The following is a 20,404-nucleotide window of genomic DNA, read 5'->3' as shown; positions in this document are numbered from 1 at the left end:
TTTATGACTATATACAGTTTATAACTGTATATCCCTTATTTTTTTGTATATTTTTGCAAAAAGTACTTAATTAACTTGAAATATTTATTCCGACATTTGTTTTGAAATGATGTTGTGCACACGTGCGATTTCTGATGGACTCATAACTTCAACCGAACCTAAGTTTCCCATACTTTGTGTTGTCCCACGCATTTGGTCTTGTTGAATATTACCAAACGCTGAACGATAACTCAATGCCAAATTTCTCATTGAAGCGGTTGATATATCAGTTTGTACATTATTTGACAAAGTATTCAATAATGAATCATTAAACACGGTACCGATATTGGCTGAGTTTTTCAAAACAGCTTGAATAATTAATTGTTGACGCATTTGACGACCGTAATCGCCATTTGGATCACTATGACGCATACGTGAAAAGGCTAATGCTTCATTCCCATCCATATGGTAAGTTTGTCCTTCATTGAATGAATATTGGCTTTTAGAATCGGCCTGCGTATCGTCACCTTCAGTTGTAAATGTCAATGGTGATTTCACATCAACACCGCCAACTGCATCTACCATCTTCACTAGACCACCCATATTAATTAGAACATAGCCACCGTTAATTTTAATATTAAGTAGATTTTCAACAGCTTCTTGAGCTGAATCAGCATTCCCATAAGCATATGCTGCGTTGATCTTCATTTGTTGTCCACCCACAGTGACCAATGTATCTCTAGCAATAGAAGTCATTGTTGTAGTTTTATTCTTGGGATTTACCGTCATGACAATTAAGCTATCTGTTCTACCTTTGTAATCTCGACCTAATTCCCCAGTATCTGTTCCTAACAATAAGTAAGAAACGGGTTTTTTGGCCGCTGTAATTTCATCAGCTTTTTTGGTTAATTTAGAAGGATTTTGTATCTTTGTAATTGTACGATTCATTTTATAATAAGCAAATGCGCCTGTTCCAACACCTGCTAATATCAGTAATCCAATAATCACCAAAATTGTTGTTCTAACTTTGTGTGACTTTTTAGGTTTATTTCTAGCTTGACGCGTTTCTTTTCTTGTTACCATAATCTTTACTCTCCTAGTCTGCAATATGCCAACACTCATCAACTAATGAAGTGTGAAATAAATAATTGTGCAACATTAAAATAAATCAATACCGACGTTAAATCTGATAAAGTAGTGATAAATGGGCCACTGGCCACAGCCGGATCAAAACCTAATTTATCAATCAATACTGGAATGAGATACCCAGCTAAGTTCGCCACAATAATAGCAATTGTCATGGCAATGCCTACGGCTAGACCTAGCACAACATTTTGTTTCCAGATAGCCACAATACTAAATACTGAAACACCCGTTGCAATACCAACAATTAATCCAGCGATAAACTCACTAAGAAAGTTTTTCCAACCAGAATCATCGTTTCCAACAGCAATACGTCGTACTGCCAAGGCCAGAGCCTGTGTCCCGGCATTTCCAGCAGTTCCGGTAATTAATGAGATAAAGGCTGCTAAAATAGCTGCGCGGCGAACGAGATCATCATAAGAACTGATTAGCGTTGCCGTAGCCATCCCCAAAACCAACAAAGCAATCAGCCACGGAATTCGTTTAACAGCTGAATGCCAAGGTGAATCGTTAATCTGACTAACGTTAACAGCAGCTAAACCAGAATAATCTTCAATCGCCTCTTCACCAATAACATCAACAATATCATCGACTGTAATGACACCAAGTAATCGATCATTGTCATCAGTAACTGGAATAGAGAGGAAATTATAGTCAGCAACAATTTGTGCAACATCTTCTTGATCATCACCAGCTTTTACACTAATGATACGCTCATTTGTGATATCTGCTACAGATAAATCATCTGGATTAGTCAATAAATCACGTAATGAAATCACACCAATCAATTTTTGATGATCCAATACATAAACATAGCTGATTAATTCGGCTTCTAGAGCCTGCTTTTTGACCAAATGCATGGCCTCATCAACTCGCAAATCACCCTCTACGGCAATGTACTCAGTTGACATCAAGGAACCAGCCGTTTGATGATCATAGTTAATTAACTGGCGCACTTCTTCTGCACTGACTTTGGACATTAAGCTCAAGTAAGTTGCCACTAATCTTGCTGGCATTTTTTGCAATAAATCAGCTTCGTTATCGGTGTACATCGCATCTAAAACACGTGCACCACGTTGGGGTGGCATTTCTTGTAAGAGTGGTACAATATCCACATCATCAACATCAATATTATCAAAGACAGTGGCTAATATATCGTCAGATAGCAGACGCCATGCGACATCACGAAATTGTTGAGGCAATTCTGCATACACTTGCGCCATTTCAAAATCATGTAAAGATTCAAAGCTTTCAATAAATTCACTGTCTTGCCCGGACTGCAGTAAGTCAGATAAAAGTTGTACCGTTTCCGTTAATTGATCGACTTTTTCTGCCATTATTTCTCCTCTGTTTCGTTTTTTAGTATGACTAAAAATACGTTTCCTAGAGCGTTGCCATCAAAATCAACCGGATTTATCTCACGCTGCAATATTATTCTAAATCACGTAAGCCCTTCAAATCCTCTGGCAACTTTGTATTAAATTCTCGATACGCTTCAATAAATGGGTCATAAAATTTCATATGATAAGCATGTAATGCCTGTCTACGTAACCCATACCACAATGGTCCACCATATAAGTCATCCCCTACTAGCGGATGCCCAATATTTTTAAAATGCACGCGAATTTGGTGCGTTCGACCTGTGTGCAGTTGCACTTTAACACGTGTCATTGGTTGCTCACCATTTTCATCATAGCGACGCTCGACCCAATATTCTGTCCGTGAAGGTTTGCCATCTTCACGCACTTCACGCTTGATAAAATCGCCATCAACACGACCAATTGGCGCATTAATATCACCATGATCTTCAGATAAAATGCCACTAGGATAAGCAAGATAAAATTTTTCAACTGTATGTTCTTGCAGTTGTTGATCCATAACTGCATGAGCAAAACGATGCTTAGCTAACAAAACAATACCAGATGTATCACGATCTAAGCGCGTGACAACATGCGGTACCAAATCCGATGCATTATTTTGTTCTAGGTGCCCCTTCACTTGATTCACAAGCGTATGTAAACGGTCAGCATGACCTGGAACGGTAGTAATCCCATAAGGTTTATCAACAACCAACCAATGCTCATTTTCAAAAATAATATCTAATGGCTTATAATCCGGCACCACGAGATCGTTACTTTCTTCGGTTGGCATGACAATCGTCACATTGTCCCCATCATCTAGGTAATCTGATGTATAAACGGGCTTACCATTTTTTAAAATAGCACCACCGTTATGTTTCATTTGACTAAACATGCGGTGTGAAACCCCATGTGCCTGTAAAAATGTACGCACTTTGCGTTGTTGACTACCAGTATATGTCCATGTAAATTCCATGTGTCTGTCATGTATAAACAATACTTGTCTATACATTTCCTCTCATTAATTTAAATCTAAGATTCAATGTCACTAATAAAAGCATTATGAACACGTTGCCAAAAATCAACGTGTCGATAAGCTGCAAAATGGACTTGTTGCGCCGCTACTTTAAAACGCAATTCTGTAATTTCATGTCCTTTAATATCTGATTGATCATACATCACCAAAAAGCGATTACTTTTTGGTTTCATAATAATTTCTTGTCCGGCCGGTACAATTAACGGTGAACCCAAAGTTCGGAAAACACGATTATTGATTGAAGCAATTTCTGACATTTGAATTGCTGGTAATTGTGGATGTAAAACCGCACCACCATTTGACTTACTATAAGCAGTGGACCCTGTTGGCGTCGCAACAGCAATCCCATCACCACGAAAACGTTCAAACAATTTACCACCAAGATAAATATCAGCAACCAATGTCCCCATAGGTTGCTTAATAGCGGCTTCATTAAGCGCCAAAAAATGGTACTGCTCGCCACTATCATAAAGCACCGTCATATCTAATAAGGGGTAGGTCACTTTTTGACCGTTATCATGAATTAAACTCTCTACTAGTTGATCCAGCTCAGCGCTTAGCCAATCTGTATAAAAACCCAAATGCCCAGTATGAAGACCAACAAAACGTACATGATCAATTTGATCCACATAAGCTTGAAAAGCGCCCAAAAGCGTGCCGTCGCCACCGACAGTGACGACAACATCCGGCGTATCATTGTTAATTTCAATATCATGCTTTTTCAAGGCTGACGTTAGTTGCTTTGTTGTGGCTTGTGAATTTTCAACGTCATTGTTAAATATTGCTACTTTCATTCTGCTGCCCGAATCTCACTCACTCTTTGATCCCATTCAAAGTTTCTGTCTGCTAGCACAGTCAATTGTTCTGCTATCTGTTTTGGTAATTCATCACCATGCTTGTAACGCAAATCATGTTCAATTGTTGCCCATACGTTCATTGCAACAGTGCGCACTTGAATTTCTGCAAGCACTTTCTTTTCACCACTATACATTTGTACAGGATATTCGATAACCATATGGTAAGAACGATAACCAGAAGGTTTAGCATTCATCACGTAATCACGTTCTTCTAAAATCTGAAAATCTGTTCGGCCACGCAGTAATTCAACCACCGTATAGATTTCTTCAACATATTTAGTCATAATGCGTACGCCAGCTATGTCCTGTAAATCTAGTGATAGTCGTGCTTCATCCAAATGACGACGAACAATTTTTTCTTCAATTGAGGCTTGAGATTTCACACGTCCTGTTACAAATTCAATTGGTGAATTTTTGCCATCTTTTTCATATTGATTGCGTAAACCACGCAATTTAACTTTTAATTCTGTTACCGTTTGCTGGTACGGAACATAGAATTGATCCCAATCCATGCCGACACCTCTTTCTTAATATCATCATAACTTAATAAATATTACTTTAAAATACAATAATCTCATTAATACTCGTGCATATAATATGTCGTCATTCATTATTCTAATAATCAAACTTGACAACACGCTAATAATTGCACTTACCCTATTATTTTAACACAGATTTTGTTTTCTTTTGAGCATATCAGTCGACAAGCCAGTCTATTGCAGGTAGAATAATTTTCGGATATCAAATAAGAAAAATAAACATAGGTATACCACGGAGGAAAATAGGATTATGATTAATATATATCACTTTGCTAACCCATTGTCAGCAGAGTGCTTAAGTACCGAAGAACATCTACAAGAACTAAGCTGTCGGTTGAATTCACCGGCTCACTTGCGCTTTATACCTGTTTTGAGCAAACAAATTGCTGACAGTGTGACGGCAGACGATAATGATTTAGATTCACAAACAACCCCTGTGGATTTGTCGCAAGTCATCTACCAAGTGGTATTAGATTTTAAAGCAGCACAAGTTGAAGGTAACAAAAAAGCACGTCATTTTTTGATTGACTTGCAACGCTCACTTACCGTAGAGCATAAAACATATTCCAATGAATTAGTTACCCTTATCGCCAAAAAAGTCGATTTAGATATTAATGATTTCTTACATAATCGTCTGTCAACAGAAATTGCCCAAGCCGTTAATCAAGATCAAAAATTAGCAGAACGCTTGTTACCAAACTGTACAACAGCAGTTGCAATCGATGACTCATCACAGAATGAGACACAATTATTGACAAATGTGTCTATTGATAACTTAAATGCCGCCTTGAATACATACGTTGTAACCAGTGATGTTGGTTGAACTACAACAGTACGCCCAACAATTTAATGACCAACCCTGGGTAATGACAAAAATCATGGCGGCCGTTAATACCATTAAACAATTGGAAAATCACGCCCTACCTGATAAACCTTTACCAAATTTATCGTTTACGCAAAAACAGATTTTGAATTACCCTAGTCTTATGCCGTTAGATGATCTATTAGCGAATTTGCGCCAAGAAATCATCACAACATTTGGTATATGGCACGTGCCTAATCAACAATGGCTACAAGATTTGCATACTTTCATTGCTGGCCGCCGAGTGCTAGAAATCATGGCTGGGAATGGTGTGATTACAAGCCAACTGCGAAAACTCGGTGATCAAGTCGTGGTAACAGATAACTTTGATTGGCAAGGCCAGGATATTCAAATACCACAACCCTGGACAGACGTGAAATCAATGTCAGCTACAATGGCGATACAAACCCTACCATTTGAAGTTCTCATTATGAGTTGGGCACCAGACACTGATGAAAGTGATGTGAGCGTCTTGTCTGGACTCCGACAACAAAACTTCCAAGGTGATTTTATCGTTATTGGGGAACCTTATTTAGCTACTAATTCACAAAAATTTTGGCAAATGGCTGACCTAACACTTAAGCCTGAACTTAATCAACATCATACAAGCTTTGATGTTATAAAAGACCATGTATTTCTGGTGAAATAATATTTCAGTCAATCAAATTAAAAATGCAGACCGATTCTGATACTCTCATGATGATTAAAGCTCATGAGAATATCAGAATCGGTCTGCATTTTTTAACTATCAATATGTCATCAAAGTAAGGAAAGGTACATCCCCCGCCTGCATAATCTTGTCACGACCATGCAAAGCTTCTAATTCAATAATAAATGCGACACCAGCTACGACACCACCGAGTTTTTCAATAATTTCACGTGTGGCATTGATAGTTCCACCTGTGGCTAGCAAATCATCAACAATTAATACACGCTGTCCTGGCTTGATTGCATCCTTATGAATTTCGAGAATATTTTCACCACCGTACTCCAATGTATAAGAAGCACGTTCAGCTTCACGAGGCAATTTACCACCTTTTCTAGCTGGAATAAAACCAATATTCAAGGCATAAGCTAAAGGTGAGCCCACGATAAAGCCACGTGATTCTGGACCAGCAACTAAATCAACGTCTAAATTCTTAGCAAAGTCAGCAATTGAATCAATAGCTTGCTTATATGCCAAACCGTCACCCATTAAGGGTGATATGTCACGAAAATCTACACCGATTTCCGGAAAATTTTCTACCGTTGCTACATAATTGTGTAAATCTACTGTCATTTTCTTTCTCAAAGTGTACGTCTTGTTGCTAGATTATTGGTCACCAAACAAATAATTGATATTAAAGATTATCAAGACCAAAAACTGCTAACGTCACTCATGCTTTCTATTTAATCATTAACGTTTCGCCAAAAACTTTTGATAAGTCGTTGACTCTGTTAAGTCTCTTTGTGGTGCGTTAGGAATAATTTTGACAAACCCACTATTAATCACTTGCACAAAACCAAGTTCGATAAAGACTTGCACCATAATATTGAGGTCAGTTTTGTTGATATATAGTTGCTTTGCTATTTTATCCAAGTTTTGCGCAAAATTCAAGTCTTGGTGTGTGTAAATAAACTTGTATACTTGCGAAAAAAATTGTTTATGTGCATCATTTTCAACAATTACTGGCAAATCAACATCCGTTAATAGTAATTGTAGCTGTTTCTTGCCACGAAAATAGTTCAACCCCATCGTCGCAACAAAGGACATGCTTTTTTGATTCAGCATGCTCGCAGCCCAGTCAGGATGGTTAAAGCCTACAGCGTCCACTTGGTTGTTCAACGTCAGCTTAATATGCTGTTTAGATTTCCCCATTGTGATCACCTTGGTAATTGGTGCTTGCTTAACCTCAAAAACCGGCTGTGGGTTATCGGTTCCAAATGGCTCCAAGAGTGTTAAACCATCATAAAGCGATGTTGTCATATCACTTGCGGGTAGTGTCAAATTAATTGTCACAGGCTTTTCTCGAATGTTAAGTGCTGATAATGTAGCGATTCGCAGACGCAATATCACTAAATTATCTTCTGAAATCGATAATCCCAAAGCATTCGCATGCCCACCAAAGGTATCATATAAGTCACGATACTGACTCATCAATGCATAAAGATCAAAATCACCATAACTACGACCAGACCCTTTATAATTACCAACAACCAAACTTAAAACAATGGCTGGCTTGTGTAATAATTCAACTAACCGACTGGCAACAATACCTAAAACACCTTGATGCCAATCAATCCCTGATATAATCAAAACCTCGTCGTTTTGGTGTGCTTCAGATAAAGCCATTTGTTTAGCCGCACCAAATACTTCTTCCACAATTTCTTGACGTTGCGCATTAATAGCTTCAATTTGTGATGCCAATTCCGCTGCTTCATCAGGATCTTGACTCAAAAGTAAATCAAGGGCTAATTTAGCATCCCCTAAACGTCCCACAGCATTTAAGCGTGGCGCGATTTTAAAGGAAACAGTTTCTGAAATAATAGGTTCATTGGCTGCTTGACCAGCATTTTTGAGCAATGCAGATAATCCTGGTCGTGGACTGGTACTTAGTTGCTTTAATCCCCAGGAAACAAGTGTCCGATTTTCATCAGTTAATGAAACCATATCGGCAATTTCACCTAAAGCTACTAAATCAAGCATTTCCGTTGGTAGATCGGAACGATCACTAATCGCCTGCCCATCCGTCAGTAAAGCTTGTGCGACCTTGAAGGCCATGCCTACACCTGATAAATCATGAAATGGATAGTGACCTTCGGGGTGCCTTGGATGTATTACTGCGTAAGCTTCAGGTAATGTAGGTGCCATTTCATGATGATCAGTAATAATCACATCAACACCCTGACTCATGGCATAAGCAACGGCTTCATGCCCGCTCATACCATTGTCGACTGTCACAATCACTTGCGCACCGTCAGCAATCAACCGCTTATAAACATCAATGTTGGGGCCATAACCGTCAGTGAAGCGATTGGGAATATAAGCTGTGACATCGGCGCCTAATACTTCAAGCGCTTCCACCATAACTGCTGTGCTTGTGACCCCATCTAAATCATAATCACCATAAACAACAATCTTTTCACCACCAAATGCTGCCTCAGTTAAGCGTTCAAAAGCTTTATCCATGTCATGTAGTGCCATAGGATCATGAAGCTGTTCAATACTTGGTTGTAAATACTGAAACGCCGTCTCTGGTGTTGTGTAACCTTTTTGTGCGACAATCGTCGCAGTTAAATGATCAATATTTAATTGTGTTGTCAGTTGCTTAACGGATTTTTCAGATGGTTGTGGTAGTATATGCCAATTTTTTTGACTCATTGGAACCTTCTTTATTTCTTTTTTGTGCCCTTTTCTGATACTTTTCTGAGTGGAATATCCACAATATCAAGATCTCTAGCTACCATGGTATTTGGGAAAATACGGCGGACATCGGAAATCAGTGACTTGACCATAGGCCCAATGTAACGTGCAGATAAATGAGTTAAAATTAATTTATCCACATGTGCGCGTCGTGCAACATTTGCAGCATTGACACTGGTCGAATGCGCATGCGCCTTAGCCATTTTCGCTTCTTCTTCACTCGCACCATAAGTACTTTCGTGTACTAAAACATCTGCCTGATAAGCTAATGTGGCAATGTTATCGTTAGGTCGCGTGTCAAGAATGAATGTAACTACTCGACCTTTTTGCGCCTCACCAATGAAGTCAGCGCCATCCAACGTCCGTCCATCTGACAATGTCACGCGCTTTCCTGCCTTTAGTTGCCCAAAAACAGGTCCAGATGGGACATTCAAGTCACGTAGTTTCTCAACTAACAACTCTCCTGGATGATCTTTTTCTTCAACGCGAAATCCCCAAGAAGTAATACGATGTCGCATTTTTGCAGCAATAACTTTAAAGGTACTATCTTCAAAAATGACACCTTCTTGTATTTCAACATAGACGACCGGATAAGACAGTCTTGTCTCAGATACACGTAATGATGTTTCAACAAACTCTTCAACACCTTTTGGTCCATATATAGTTAGTGGTTCATTTTTATTAGCACCTTGAAATGATCGTGAGCTCAAAAAACCTGGTAAGCCAAAAATGTGATCACCATGTAAGTGTGATATAAAAATTTTTTCAACCTTACGGGGTCGCAAAGTTGTTTTTAAAATTTGATGTTGTGTTGCTTCACCGACATCAAATAACCATACCGCATTACGCTCATCTAGTAAGCGTAGAGCGATACTGGTAACATTTCTAAATTTTGATGGTTGACCAGAACCAGTACCTAAGAATTCAAGTTGCATGTTATTTAAAGCATTTAGCTAAAATCCGGCTTGTTAATAGCCAGGATAGTAAATACATTTCTCCTCATGAATTCGACAACAATTTGTTGCCCATAACTTAACTATTTTACCATATTACAACACATGATATAGTCACAATCCCAATACAAATTAAAAAAACAGCTCACGCTGCTTATTTTTTTGTCCAATTTGCTTGCTTAAACGCTAAGCGTTGTTCCATCTCTAAGGCTTCACGCGTAGGTTCTTTCTTGTAAAAATCTTGATGGTATTCTTCCGCCTCATAAAACGGCTTAACTGCTTCAATTGTGGTCACGATTGGTTGATTAAACCGACCTGAAGCCACCAGATTAGTCTTTGATTTTTTCGCAATCTGACGTTGTTCCTCATCAGCTACAAAAATAACAGGCCGATAGTTATCACCACGATCTTGGAATTGACCCATGGCATCAGTGGGATCAGTCTGTTCCCAATAAATCTCGACAAGATCTGCATAACTAAGCACCTCAGGATCAAACCAAATCTTAACTGCTTCGGTATGTCCAGTAGTATGTGAACTGACTGTTTCATATGTTGGGTTCTCTGTATGCCCACCAGTGTAGCCAGAACGCACTTTCACAATGCCTGGCAAGCTATCAAATGGTGCCACCATGCACCAGAAACAGCCACCAGCAAACACCGCAGTTTCAATTCTTTTTGTCATTATTTTCCTCCAAGGAAAAACACCTTATTTCACTTATTTTACTATAGTGAATATTAAATTTCAAAAGTCTCTTGTTGTTTAGCCAGCTTCACGCGTTCAATATCCTCTTTGGCATGTATCATGCGTGTGACCAAAGTATTGAACGGTGTTGGTACATTCTCTTGACGTCCTACTTTAGCAAAATAACCGTTCAAGAAATCAATCTCCGTATATTTACCGTTTTTAATATCTTGATACATTGATGGATAATGGTTACCGGCATTTTCAGGACGTATGAGTTTGATTAGGTCGGCAATAATGGCGTTAATATCAACTTTAATACCACGTGTCGCACCTACCTCTCGAATCTCTTCGAGAATGTTTAAAGCCATGTCCATGGCATTACTAGCAGTACCAAACTCAGCAAGACTTGCATTTAGTAACACCGACAATGGGTTGAGCACTGAATTAATGCCTGCTTTATGCCAAATAGCAGTTAACACGTCATTTGTTGTTGCCACATTTAAGTGAGCTTCGTTCATCGCATCTACAATAGGCGTGATATCAGATTCACCAATCGCTTGTAGTTTAATCGAACCACTACCTGTTGTGTGAATTTCACCGGGCTTGACTAATGTAGATGTCCACAACGTCACACCGGCCAAAATTTGGTCACGTGCCACATGCTGTGCCATGATTTCAATATTACCTAATCCATTTGAAAGTACAAGTAGTTTTGTTTTTGGTGTGATGATTGGTTGAATGTCAGTTAACATACGATTTAACTGTGGCGTTTTAGTGAGTAAAATAATTAAATCAAATTCACCGTCGACCTCTTTTGGTGTCATAACAGGCAGATAATATTTTTTGGGTGCATTGTCCTCATGAACAACTGTCAAACCATCTGTATTAATAGCTGCAATGTGTGCTGCCCAACCATCAATACCGATCACCTCATGCCCTGCACTTTGTAACTTGACACCCAAACGTGCACCTAGTGCCCCGAAACCTGCAATTGCTATTTTCATAGTTAATACGTTACGTACCGTAAGGTACGTCTCCTCCATAGTCCTTTTTTCTAGCTTATCATATTTTTATAAAGGTGTTTAAACACTGACCATTATTATTTTTTAGTGTCAAAAGCAGAATGAGTCAGCTTTAATGCTTTAATATTTTCATTGCCAAAGGCTGGCATAATAGTTGAAAAATAATAGTGGTTATTATCTGACGTTTTGGACTTTTGATTTGGGTCACCAATTAAGAAAACGATTGCAGTATTTTTTGCAAAATACCGACACATTGTGTTGACATTTTTGACAGATAATTTCTGTGCTTCATCAACAAAAATATAGTCGAATGCTTGTAGTTTTGCTGCTTTCAATTTTTTAATGAACTGCCGGATCGGTAAAATTTGCCAACCTTGGTGACGTCTTAAACCTTCCTGAGTCGCATTCAGCTTGCCAACGTGTACAAGTAACGTAGCATTAACCTTTCTAACTTGCTTAAAAGTATCATACAGCATTAATGGTTTCCCAATACCCGCTGGTGTCCTCACCGCATAAATACCGCTGTTTTGCGTGGCTAACATCTCATCTTGCAGTAATCTTTGATGATGTGTCAGCGTGTAGTTTCCTTTTAGAAATTCAAATGTTTGCTGAAATGGTGACACAAGATACGATTTGGCATTAAAAAGCTGATCTAAATCTCCTAAATCAACACTTTTAAAAGCTATCATACGCTTGTAAAACTCTGAATTCAAAAAACTAGCCATCGACAACATGCTAAAAGATGTTAATTCATTTTGATGATTCAATGTATACAATCTATCTGAATCAGAATTATAAGTAAATAATTTAACCGATGTTGCAACAGCAGCTAAGTAATATTTATTGTTAATCAGTTGCTTTTTCACTTTTTCTTCTGCATAGTTGACATCACTTTTTAATTCAATATTAATAATATGATGTGATTTATCAAAAAGCAGTAAGTCAAATTCCTTACTAATTTCCGGCATACTATAACCGATATAAACGTGATTTAAATCAACTTGCTCACCTGAAAAATAACTGACTAATCTGATAATACCCTGTAATTCTTGCTCACGGAGAGATAAAATACCACGACTAATCAGATATTGTCTAATTGCCACTTGATCGACATTATCGGCAATTGTACGTAAATTGGCTGTCTTTAACATCGCACCTTTCATTTCCGTGACTGTAGCTCAACTTCTTATTTTCAATATTCTACTGACTATTATACGCCCGATACTATATTTGAGTTATTATTTTCTCTGTAAGCACTCATGGCTTAAAAAAGATAACGACCAATATAGTCGCTATCTTCTATTTATTCATCATATTTTTGCATTTCAAAAAAGATTTTGATAAGCTTCATAAATTTCATTTTTGGCATTAAAATGACCATCAATTTTTTTATCGTTTAACTTCTGTAGTAAGTTTTTTCCCACTGCATCGGAAAATGTACTAATATTCTGAGAAGCGCCACCTAAAATAACTGGTATCCCTTTATAGTTATCATCGATAAATCGTACAATATCTGGTGAAGCGCCTTGATAAAATCTGATTTGATCATTCTTTTTAATTTCTTTTGCTGGATTGTGTCCATGAACGGCAACAGCTTTATTACCGACAGATACATGATTACTTTTACCAATACGGAATTCACTGCCAAGATAACTCTGTAATGTCAAGTCGCCAAATTCTTCGGTGATGTCTTCGATACCACGATCATCGACGAAAAAGACAGTAATAGATTCATAATCAACATCCAAAACTAAACTAGTTGGGAACTTAACACTTAAAGCTTCTAACCGTTCAAGTTGTGGCGTGCTACCCACAGTAACTTCATCATTATCAATTTCAAGATGTGGACTAGTATAAACAAGTACATCCTCACCTATAACGAAAATAGCTGAAGTCACTTGTCTCAATTCAGTCAATCGGTACTTTGCCATGGCATCTTCAAATGATTGCTCATTGACGTCAGGACTAATTTTTTTCTGAATTTGATTCCAACGTGACTTGTTTTCAGCAAAATTGTCACTAGATCTGAAATAGATACTGACAGTCCGTTCAATGTGCTTACTCTTTTGAGTAACGTTCTTCATGAATTCTTCTAAATAGACACTTTTCATAAGTTCCTCCATTGTTCTTACTGTTTTGGCTTTCATTACATCTATAATTATATCACAATTTTATTGAAAACGCTTTCATATCTTTCATTTTAGTTCCTTTTGAGAAAAATAAAAAAAATCTCCTAAAAGATTTTTTAACTTGATTATACTGTATTGATAAACATTTAGTTACATTGTGGCTGCACTAGCATATTGAATTTAAGGATATAGGTTCCGAATCCTTCAAAAACATCCCCAAAGCCTCACGCCAATTCAAAATTTCAAATCCTGTCGCCTTGGCTTTATCAAGGCTCATCACCGAATGCTTGGGCCGATAGGCTTTTTGCGGGAATTCTGCACTAGTCACTGGAGCCACTTCAACATCCGTATCTTTTAAAATCTCACGTGCAAAGTCAAACCATGTGGCCGTACCACCATTAGACAAGTGATAAGTACCATAAGCCGCTTCTACATTAACCAAATGCAGCATAAATTCAGCTAAAGTTCGCGCCCAAGTTGGTCGCCCTAATTGATCATTGACAACTGTCAGTTTTGGATGTGTAGCTGCCAAACGTTGCATCGTGTAAACAAAATTGTTGCCAAATTCACCAAATACCCAACTCGTACGTACAATATACGCATTGGCATGACTTTCAGTAACAGCTAATTCGCCAGCTAACTTCGCACGCCCATAGGCATTCTTAGGATTCACAGGGTCAGTTTCAAGATAGTCTTCACCATTGGTGCCATCAAATACATAGTCCGTTGATACTGCCACTAGCTTGGCATCATGTAATTCAGCGGCATCAGCGATATTTTTGGTCCCATTGACATTAACTTGCCAATTTAACTCATGACCTTCGTCTTCTGCCAAATCAACCTTAGTGTACGCAGCAGCATGTAAAACAACATCTGGTTGAACTTTTTTAAACGCTGCCAAAACGGCCTCACGGTCTGTGATGTCTAATTGCTTTGAATCAAAGGCCACAAAATCTAGCTCACGTTCACGCAGTAATTTTTGTAATTCTTGACCGAGCTGTCCATTAGCACCAGTAATTAAATATTTCATATCTCTCTCCTAAAAAAGCCAGCTTACGCTGACTATTATTATTGATTATTTTGTGCGTATTTCGCTTCAACTTCATCTTTTTCGGCTTGCCACCATGATTGGTGATCTTTATACCACTGAATTGTATCAGCCAAGCCAGACTCAAAATCTGTGTACTTTGGCGCCCAACCTAATTCTTCACGAATCTTTGTGGCATCAATAGCATAACGTAAATCATGACCTGAACGATCTTGAACAAACTCAAAATCATCTTCAGACTTACCCATATCCTTCAAAATGGCATGTAGTACAGAAATATTATCTTTTTCGCCATCGGCACCAACTAAATAAGTTTCGCCAATTTTTCCTTTTGTCAAAATTGCCCAGACAGCGGTCGCATGGTCATAAGTGTGAATCCAATCACGTACATTTTTACCTGCGCCATATAGCTTTGGTTTGATCCCAGAAATAATATTTGTCACTTGTCGTGGAATGAATTTTTCAATGTGTTGGTAAGGACCATAATTATTTGATGTGTTAGAAATTGTTGCTTGCAACCCAAATGATCGTACCCAAGCACGAACCAATAAATCAGAGCCTGCTTTAGTTGATGAATAAGGGCTTGAAGGACGATATTGTGATTCCGGCGTGAACTTTTCGCCCGCACCTTCACCATGTCCTGGTAAATCTTCACGTAATGGTAAATCACCATAAACTTCATCAGTCGATACATGATGGAAACGCTTATTGTACTTACGTGCAGCTTCAATTAATGTGTAAGTGCCAATAATATTCGTTTGAACAAATGGTGACGGATCTTTCAATGAGTTATCATTATGGCTTTCAGCAGCATAATGAATCACAGCATCTGTTTCGGCAACTAACTTATCAACTAATGGTGCATCAGCAATATCGCCAACCACTAACTTCACACGATCCTCAGGTAAACCAGCTAGATTCTCCTTATTACCCGCATAAGTTAACTTGTCTAATACAGTAACAAAAACATCAGGATGTTCTTCAACAATATAACGTACAAAATTAGCACCAATAAAACCAGCACCACCAGTTACTAAGATATTCTTATATTCAGTCATAGCTGTTCTCCTATTCCAATTGTTCTTTCTTTAAGGGTACAACGTCTTTAAGCAACGGATGGTTTTTGTCTGCTTGACTGACTTCCGCATTTTCGACATCTTCCCATGTAATACCTAAAGCAGGATCAGCGTAATTGACAAAAGCGTACTTTGGCTTGAGTTCTAATGCCCAGTAATCATTTACCAAATATGAATAGGAAACTGTTTCACTCAATACTTGAAAACCATTAGCTACACCACGTGGAATATAGATACCCTTACTAGCATCAATAAGGGTCTGGTACACATGACCGAACGAATTACCTTCACGTAAATCAACCCAAGAACCTAGCACACGACCATTATCAGCAACAGAAATATATTTATCCCATGGCTCTGCATGTAATCCACGTAAAACACCTTGGCGCGATAATGACACATTGTTTTGTAAGCTATCATCTTTAAAGAACGATTCTGGAAAGCCTAATGGTAACATCTTTTCCTTTTGGAAATTTTCCTTAAACCAGCCACGATTATCGCCGTGCACGGAGATATCAAATTCAATCATCCCAGGAATAGCAGTAATTTGACGTGCAGCTAGTTCTTTTTCAAAAAAATCTTCAGTCATATTATCTTCTCCCTTAGCCTTCTTCAGCAACAATTCGCAGTAAGTATTGACCGTAATCATTCTTTTTTAATGGTTGGGCTAGTTTTTCTAATTGAGTCATGTCAATATAACCCATGCGATATGCAATTTCCTCAAGAGAAGCAACTTTAAGATTTTGCTGTTTCTGAATCGTTGCAATAAAAGATGATGCTTCTAGCAATGAGTCATGTGTTCCTGTATCAAGCCAAGCATAACCGCGTCCCATTACCTGCACATCTAAATCACCACGATCCAAATAGGCTTGGTTAATATCAGAAATTTCAATTTCACCACGTGCGGATGGCTTAACGTTGGCCGCAATTTCTACAACATCATTATCATAGAAATATAAACCAGTGACAGCATAATTCGATTGTGGCTTTGTTGGCTTTTCAACAATCGATAATGCTTTACCTTCATTATCAAATCCGATCACGCCAAAGCGTTCAGGATCTTTAACTTGATAACCAAAAACTGTGGCACCAGCAGTTTTTTCTGCAGCTTTTTGTAGCTTTTCAGATAAGCCTGCACCATAAAATACGTTATCACCTAATACCAAAGCAACTGTATCATTACCAATGAAGGCAGCACCAACAATAAATGCATCAGCCAACCCTCGTGGTTCCTCTTGAACAGCATATTCAATAGTTAATCCAAGTTCATGACCATCACCTAGTAGTTCTTCAAACTGTCCAACATACTCAGGTGTAGAAATGAGCAAAATATCTTTAATACCAGCTAACATCAATACTGACAAGGGATAGTAAATCATTGGCTTATCATAGATTGGCACAAGTTGCTTACTTGTCGCCTTAGTAATTGGATAAAGTCTCGTACCGGAACCCCCAGCGAGGATAATGCCTTTCATCTTGTCTCCTTAAATTTATACAACATATTTTTTCATAACACAAATCAGGTTAGTATACTAATTTTTCATCATCTTCACCTTTTAAAAATCAATAGAAACTGATCATATAGTGGTCGTTAATTGAACTATCTCTGGGTATTCATATGTTGATTAACAACACGTCCTAACCCAGCAACCACTTTTCCTGTTGAAGCACCCCCTTCGAAGGTTATTCTATAATCGTGAACGCTTCAGAGCAGTTGGTGAAACAGTCTCAAAGATCATCATAAATGTTTATATTTCTAACTATCACTAAACTGTTACACAAGACTGATTTAACAGTTTACCGTATTAGAAAAATCAAATCTGATAAAACACAGGATTAATTCTCAACTATATATTGGTTGCTTCATCCCTAATTCAAATTGATGGTTTCTAAAAGAATTTCAATTCATTCAAGATATTTAAAATTTTAAAAATGCAATAATTTTTAATACCAATTAATATCAATGCTAATATTGACTCCCAAATCATTCACTATCATAAATCAATTCCATCACCATTGTGACTAGATAAAATTATGTAAGAAAACATTTCTATGAACCGGCACTATTTGTGTTTATTTTATATAATTTAAGTAATCACTGAATTAAAAAAGCGAAATATAGTTTACATTGATGACATCTATCATTAATAATATTAAGTATTCAAGATAACGAATTTATTCTAAGAAATATCCTCTGATCCAAAAATTTTTGATCCAAAAATAAAATAAATATCACCAAGGCACATTTTCAAATGATAATTCTTATTGTATTTTAGAAAAGATCTAAAAAATAAAAAGAAACTGTGTTCAACAAGATATTTTTTTCTCAAAGTCAAAAAATTATATTTGGTAGAAACAATACTAAAATATTTATTGTTTCTATTTTGAATACATTCACTTAAAAAGCTGAGATTAAAATCAATATATTGCTTTTTTTTGATAAGAGCAGTGTGATGAACATTAACTGGGTTTAGTATCATTTCTCTTACAGAATATTTTCGCGAAAAATCAGCACTAGTATGATGTACTCGCCAGTAAATCAAAGATTGATTAAGTAAATAAGCACCACCATTTAGTAATGCTGTGTTCCATAAAACAAAGTCATGTGGCTGGTTTTTGGACCAATAACTATCTGCATCTGATACAAGTGTCTTTCTGATTACAAAGCTGCACCCTGGACGGGTAACTTTCAAAAAATTATCAACAAATGCCAATTTATCAATTCTGATATCATTATTACTATCACTGCCCTCATTCAACAATAAATTAATATTGTTTTTATAAAACGGAGTAAAAGCACTGGCTAATAACTGTATCTCCTGATTCTTAAACATTATAGACCTAAGTAGGTTAATTTTATTTATATTCCAAATATCATCCTGGTCACTTAAAAATATAAAATCATAATGCGCCTCATGCAATAAATTCCAAAATGTTTGTTTCCATCCTAAGTTTTTAGTATTTTGTTCCACTGACCAAGTTGTAAGACTATTGGTTAAAATATATTTCTGTATGATCCCAAGAGTTTTATCAGTTGAACAATCATCGCAAATAATCACTTCATCAATTGAATAATTCTGCATTCTCAGTGATTCTAGCTGATTAAATATATACTTCTCACCATTATAAGTGGCCATAACTACGGAAACTTTGCCAATGCTCATACTTTTTCCTCCTCAGCCAATAAGAATAGATAAAATCTAAATAGATTTACCTTACCATGCTCAATATTGAAGTCAGTATTTTGCATCTGTAGATTATCATTCATTCTATCTCTAGATACCATTCTCAATTTTTCAATTTCATAAAACCACTCTTGATTAGTTGCTTGCAAAGATAGTAATTTAGTGCTTTTCAAAATTTCAACACTAGGATCTACCTTGTTACTCAAAACCATTGAAAGTCCATTTGCTTGCCCTTCAATCGCTGCAATAGGTCCTCCTTCGTATAGAGACGGAAGAATCATAATATCCATGACCGAATAGTATTTTTCTACATTATTTGTTTCTCCTAAAAAAATAATATAATTTGATAAATTCATAACTTTTGCAGCATGTTTTAATTCTTGCTCTAATTCACCACCACCGATTAATAATAATTTAGCATTTTCATGATGCTTTTTGATCTCTTGAAAAATACTAAACAGCCTGATGTGATTCTTAGCTCGAGTTAATCTTCCAACATGTCCAATAACAAAAGTATCTGTTAGTTTTAACATTGCTCTGTATTTTTGTCTATCAATATGATTGAATCTATATTCAATCATATTGATAGCATTGGGAATAACATTAAAAGATAGATTTCCATAGACAAAGTTACCAGCATTGGTACTACATGCAACACGTTGAGTTGCATTAACTTTTATTAGGTACTTCATAAAACGCAGAATTAATTTTGGCATATTTACATCTGTGTTACTACTGTGAATATGTGCGATACGAACCTTAGAACCTGAAAATCTAGCAGCTATTAACGGGAAAAAATTTGCTAAATCTTGGTGACACTCTACAATATCTGGATTAATCTTTTTGATTAATTTAATGCTATCAATTAAATTTTTAATAGGATGTTTTCTTTTATTAGCAAGCCTAATGCATATACATCCTGCATTTTCTAATTTAACTAATGATTTGGCATGTGCTTCATGTTGATAAGCTACATAGACAACGAATCCGTTTTCTATTAAGTAAGGTGAGTAATTAATTAAAAATTGTTCTACCCCTCCTGACTTTATTCCTGATATAAAATGTAATATAACTTTGTTTTTATTTTGTTTCATGTCGTCATCACCTTTTTAAATACAAAAAGAGTTAT

20 protein-coding genes are annotated in these 20,404 nt (G+C 37.0%); 2 read left to right on the top strand and 18 right to left on the bottom strand.

Going from position 1 to position 20,404, the window contains the following annotated elements; translation table 11 throughout:
* Window positions 1-84: 84 nt before the first annotated feature.
* The 5 genes from HNQ98_RS02985 to HNQ98_RS02965 form a co-directional block, all read right to left on the bottom strand.
* Complete coding sequence (locus HNQ98_RS02985) at window positions 85-1,062, bottom strand: LCP family protein (protein WP_014974083.1); 978 nt, start codon at window positions 1,060-1,062, stop codon at window positions 85-87.
* A gap of 38 nt (window positions 1,063-1,100) precedes the next feature.
* Window positions 1,101-2,459: a magnesium transporter gene (gene mgtE / locus HNQ98_RS02980; protein WP_014974082.1), complete on the bottom strand. Its 1,359-nt coding sequence runs from the start codon at window positions 2,457-2,459 to the stop codon at window positions 1,101-1,103.
* A gap of 94 nt (window positions 2,460-2,553) precedes the next feature.
* A complete protein-coding gene (locus HNQ98_RS02975) occupies window positions 2,554-3,456 on the bottom strand; it encodes an RluA family pseudouridine synthase (RefSeq protein WP_014974081.1) in 903 nt (300 codons plus the stop codon).
* 56 nt (window positions 3,457-3,512) lie between these two features.
* A complete protein-coding gene (locus tag HNQ98_RS02970) occupies window positions 3,513-4,310 on the bottom strand; it encodes an NAD kinase (protein ID WP_014974080.1) in 798 nt (265 codons plus the stop codon).
* On the bottom strand, window positions 4,307-4,885 hold the full coding sequence (locus HNQ98_RS02965) for a GTP pyrophosphokinase (protein ID WP_014974079.1): 579 nt from the start codon (window positions 4,883-4,885) through the stop codon (window positions 4,307-4,309). The genes HNQ98_RS02970 and HNQ98_RS02965 overlap by 4 nt, the downstream gene beginning before the upstream one ends.
* A 277-nt stretch (window positions 4,886-5,162) precedes the next feature.
* Between HNQ98_RS02965 and HNQ98_RS02960 the strand changes: the two genes are divergently transcribed.
* On the top strand, window positions 5,163-5,735 hold the full coding sequence (locus tag HNQ98_RS02960) for a DsbA family protein (protein WP_014974078.1): 573 nt from the start codon (window positions 5,163-5,165) through the stop codon (window positions 5,733-5,735).
* Window positions 5,725-6,423, top strand: coding sequence for a class I SAM-dependent methyltransferase (locus HNQ98_RS02955; protein ID WP_014974077.1), 699 nt, complete (start codon window positions 5,725-5,727; stop codon window positions 6,421-6,423). The genes HNQ98_RS02960 and HNQ98_RS02955 overlap by 11 nt, the downstream gene beginning before the upstream one ends.
* Before the next feature lie 99 nt (window positions 6,424-6,522).
* On the opposite strand, the gene HNQ98_RS02950 is transcribed toward HNQ98_RS02955, so the two are convergent.
* The 13 genes from HNQ98_RS02950 to HNQ98_RS02890 form a co-directional block, all read right to left on the bottom strand.
* Complete coding sequence (locus tag HNQ98_RS02950) at window positions 6,523-7,053, bottom strand: adenine phosphoribosyltransferase (protein WP_014974076.1); 531 nt, start codon at window positions 7,051-7,053, stop codon at window positions 6,523-6,525.
* Between the two features lie 117 nt (window positions 7,054-7,170).
* Complete coding sequence (gene recJ / locus HNQ98_RS02945; RefSeq protein ID WP_014974075.1) at window positions 7,171-9,135, bottom strand: single-stranded-DNA-specific exonuclease RecJ; 1,965 nt, start codon at window positions 9,133-9,135, stop codon at window positions 7,171-7,173.
* An 11-nt stretch (window positions 9,136-9,146) separates the two neighbouring features.
* Entirely contained in the window at window positions 9,147-10,112 is a 966-nt protein-coding gene (rnz, locus tag HNQ98_RS02940; RefSeq protein ID WP_014974074.1) for a ribonuclease Z, read from the bottom strand.
* Between the two features lie 172 nt (window positions 10,113-10,284).
* Window positions 10,285-10,812, bottom strand: a complete 528-nt coding sequence (gene msrA, locus HNQ98_RS02935; RefSeq protein ID WP_014974073.1) for a peptide-methionine (S)-S-oxide reductase MsrA — start codon at window positions 10,810-10,812, stop codon at window positions 10,285-10,287.
* Window positions 10,813-10,865: 53 nt separating this feature from the next.
* Window positions 10,866-11,819 carry a 2-dehydropantoate 2-reductase gene (locus HNQ98_RS02930; protein WP_041773144.1) on the bottom strand — a complete coding sequence of 318 codons (954 nt, stop codon included), beginning with the start codon at window positions 11,817-11,819 and terminating at the stop codon, window positions 10,866-10,868.
* A 95-nt stretch (window positions 11,820-11,914) separates the two neighbouring features.
* On the bottom strand, window positions 11,915-12,988 hold the full coding sequence (locus HNQ98_RS02925; protein ID WP_223822759.1) for an AAA family ATPase: 1,074 nt from the start codon (window positions 12,986-12,988) through the stop codon (window positions 11,915-11,917).
* 174 nt (window positions 12,989-13,162) lie between these two features.
* Window positions 13,163-13,948 (bottom strand): hypothetical protein, encoded by a 786-nt coding sequence (locus HNQ98_RS02920; protein WP_172601004.1) that lies wholly within the window; start codon window positions 13,946-13,948, stop codon window positions 13,163-13,165.
* 184 nt (window positions 13,949-14,132) lie between these two features.
* On the bottom strand, window positions 14,133-14,996 hold the full coding sequence (gene rfbD, locus HNQ98_RS02915; protein ID WP_135197270.1) for a dTDP-4-dehydrorhamnose reductase: 864 nt from the start codon (window positions 14,994-14,996) through the stop codon (window positions 14,133-14,135).
* 38 nt (window positions 14,997-15,034) lie between these two features.
* On the bottom strand, window positions 15,035-16,072 hold the full coding sequence (gene rfbB, locus HNQ98_RS02910; protein ID WP_135197269.1) for a dTDP-glucose 4,6-dehydratase: 1,038 nt from the start codon (window positions 16,070-16,072) through the stop codon (window positions 15,035-15,037).
* Between the two features lie 10 nt (window positions 16,073-16,082).
* On the bottom strand, window positions 16,083-16,679 hold the full coding sequence (locus HNQ98_RS02905; RefSeq protein WP_135198293.1) for a dTDP-4-dehydrorhamnose 3,5-epimerase family protein: 597 nt from the start codon (window positions 16,677-16,679) through the stop codon (window positions 16,083-16,085).
* 13 nt (window positions 16,680-16,692) lie between these two features.
* Window positions 16,693-17,565 carry a glucose-1-phosphate thymidylyltransferase RfbA gene (rfbA, locus tag HNQ98_RS02900; RefSeq protein ID WP_135198292.1) on the bottom strand — a complete coding sequence of 291 codons (873 nt, stop codon included), beginning with the start codon at window positions 17,563-17,565 and terminating at the stop codon, window positions 16,693-16,695.
* Between the two features lie 705 nt (window positions 17,566-18,270).
* Window positions 18,271-19,254, bottom strand: a complete 984-nt coding sequence (locus HNQ98_RS02895; RefSeq protein ID WP_135198291.1) for a glycosyltransferase — start codon at window positions 19,252-19,254, stop codon at window positions 18,271-18,273.
* Window positions 19,251-20,369 carry a glycosyltransferase gene (locus HNQ98_RS02890; RefSeq protein WP_135198290.1) on the bottom strand — a complete coding sequence of 373 codons (1,119 nt, stop codon included), beginning with the start codon at window positions 20,367-20,369 and terminating at the stop codon, window positions 19,251-19,253. Before HNQ98_RS02890 ends, HNQ98_RS02895 begins: the two co-directional genes overlap by 4 nt.
* Window positions 20,370-20,404 lie beyond the last annotated feature (35 nt).

The organism is Leuconostoc carnosum, from assembly GCF_014207505.1.
Taxonomy (GTDB): Bacteria; Bacillota; Bacilli; order Lactobacillales; family Lactobacillaceae; genus Leuconostoc; species Leuconostoc carnosum.
Note: the sequence above shows the minus strand (reverse complement) of the source record. Positions and strands in the feature narration are given on the sequence as shown.

Excerpts from the sequence above, each read along its gene's own strand:
- rfbB (WP_135197269.1), bottom strand. The coding sequence starts at position 16,072 with ATGACTGAATATAAGAATATCTTAGTAACTGGTGGTGCTGGTTTTATT.
- HNQ98_RS02955 (WP_014974077.1), top strand. The coding sequence starts at position 5,725 with ATGTTGGTTGAACTACAACAGTACGCCCAACAATTTAATGACCAACCC.
- rfbA (WP_135198292.1), bottom strand. The coding sequence starts at position 17,565 with ATGAAAGGCATTATCCTCGCTGGGGGTTCCGGTACGAGACTTTATCCA.
- HNQ98_RS02970 (WP_014974080.1), bottom strand. The coding sequence starts at position 4,310 with ATGAAAGTAGCAATATTTAACAATGACGTTGAAAATTCACAAGCCACA.
- HNQ98_RS02975 (WP_014974081.1), bottom strand. The coding sequence starts at position 3,456 with ATGGAATTTACATGGACATATACTGGTAGTCAACAACGCAAAGTGCGT.
- mgtE (WP_014974082.1), bottom strand. The coding sequence starts at position 2,459 with ATGGCAGAAAAAGTCGATCAATTAACGGAAACGGTACAACTTTTATCT.
- HNQ98_RS02985 (WP_014974083.1), bottom strand. The coding sequence starts at position 1,062 with ATGGTAACAAGAAAAGAAACGCGTCAAGCTAGAAATAAACCTAAAAAG.
- recJ (WP_014974075.1), bottom strand. The coding sequence starts at position 9,135 with ATGAGTCAAAAAAATTGGCATATACTACCACAACCATCTGAAAAATCC.
- HNQ98_RS02895 (WP_135198291.1), bottom strand. The coding sequence starts at position 19,254 with ATGAGCATTGGCAAAGTTTCCGTAGTTATGGCCACTTATAATGGTGAG.
- msrA (WP_014974073.1), bottom strand. The coding sequence starts at position 10,812 with ATGACAAAAAGAATTGAAACTGCGGTGTTTGCTGGTGGCTGTTTCTGG.
- rfbD (WP_135197270.1), bottom strand. The coding sequence starts at position 14,996 with ATGAAATATTTAATTACTGGTGCTAATGGACAGCTCGGTCAAGAATTA.
- HNQ98_RS02890 (WP_135198290.1), bottom strand. The coding sequence starts at position 20,369 with ATGAAACAAAATAAAAACAAAGTTATATTACATTTTATATCAGGAATA.
- HNQ98_RS02930 (WP_041773144.1), bottom strand. The coding sequence starts at position 11,819 with ATGAAAATAGCAATTGCAGGTTTCGGGGCACTAGGTGCACGTTTGGGT.
- HNQ98_RS02905 (WP_135198293.1), bottom strand. The coding sequence starts at position 16,679 with ATGACTGAAGATTTTTTTGAAAAAGAACTAGCTGCACGTCAAATTACT.
- HNQ98_RS02920 (WP_172601004.1), bottom strand. The coding sequence starts at position 13,948 with ATGAAAAGTGTCTATTTAGAAGAATTCATGAAGAACGTTACTCAAAAG.
- HNQ98_RS02960 (WP_014974078.1), top strand. The coding sequence starts at position 5,163 with ATGATTAATATATATCACTTTGCTAACCCATTGTCAGCAGAGTGCTTA.
- HNQ98_RS02965 (WP_014974079.1), bottom strand. The coding sequence starts at position 4,885 with ATGGATTGGGATCAATTCTATGTTCCGTACCAGCAAACGGTAACAGAA.
- HNQ98_RS02950 (WP_014974076.1), bottom strand. The coding sequence starts at position 7,053 with ATGACAGTAGATTTACACAATTATGTAGCAACGGTAGAAAATTTTCCG.
- rnz (WP_014974074.1), bottom strand. The coding sequence starts at position 10,112 with ATGCAACTTGAATTCTTAGGTACTGGTTCTGGTCAACCATCAAAATTT.
- HNQ98_RS02925 (WP_223822759.1), bottom strand. The coding sequence starts at position 12,988 with ATGTTAAAGACAGCCAATTTACGTACAATTGCCGATAATGTCGATCAA.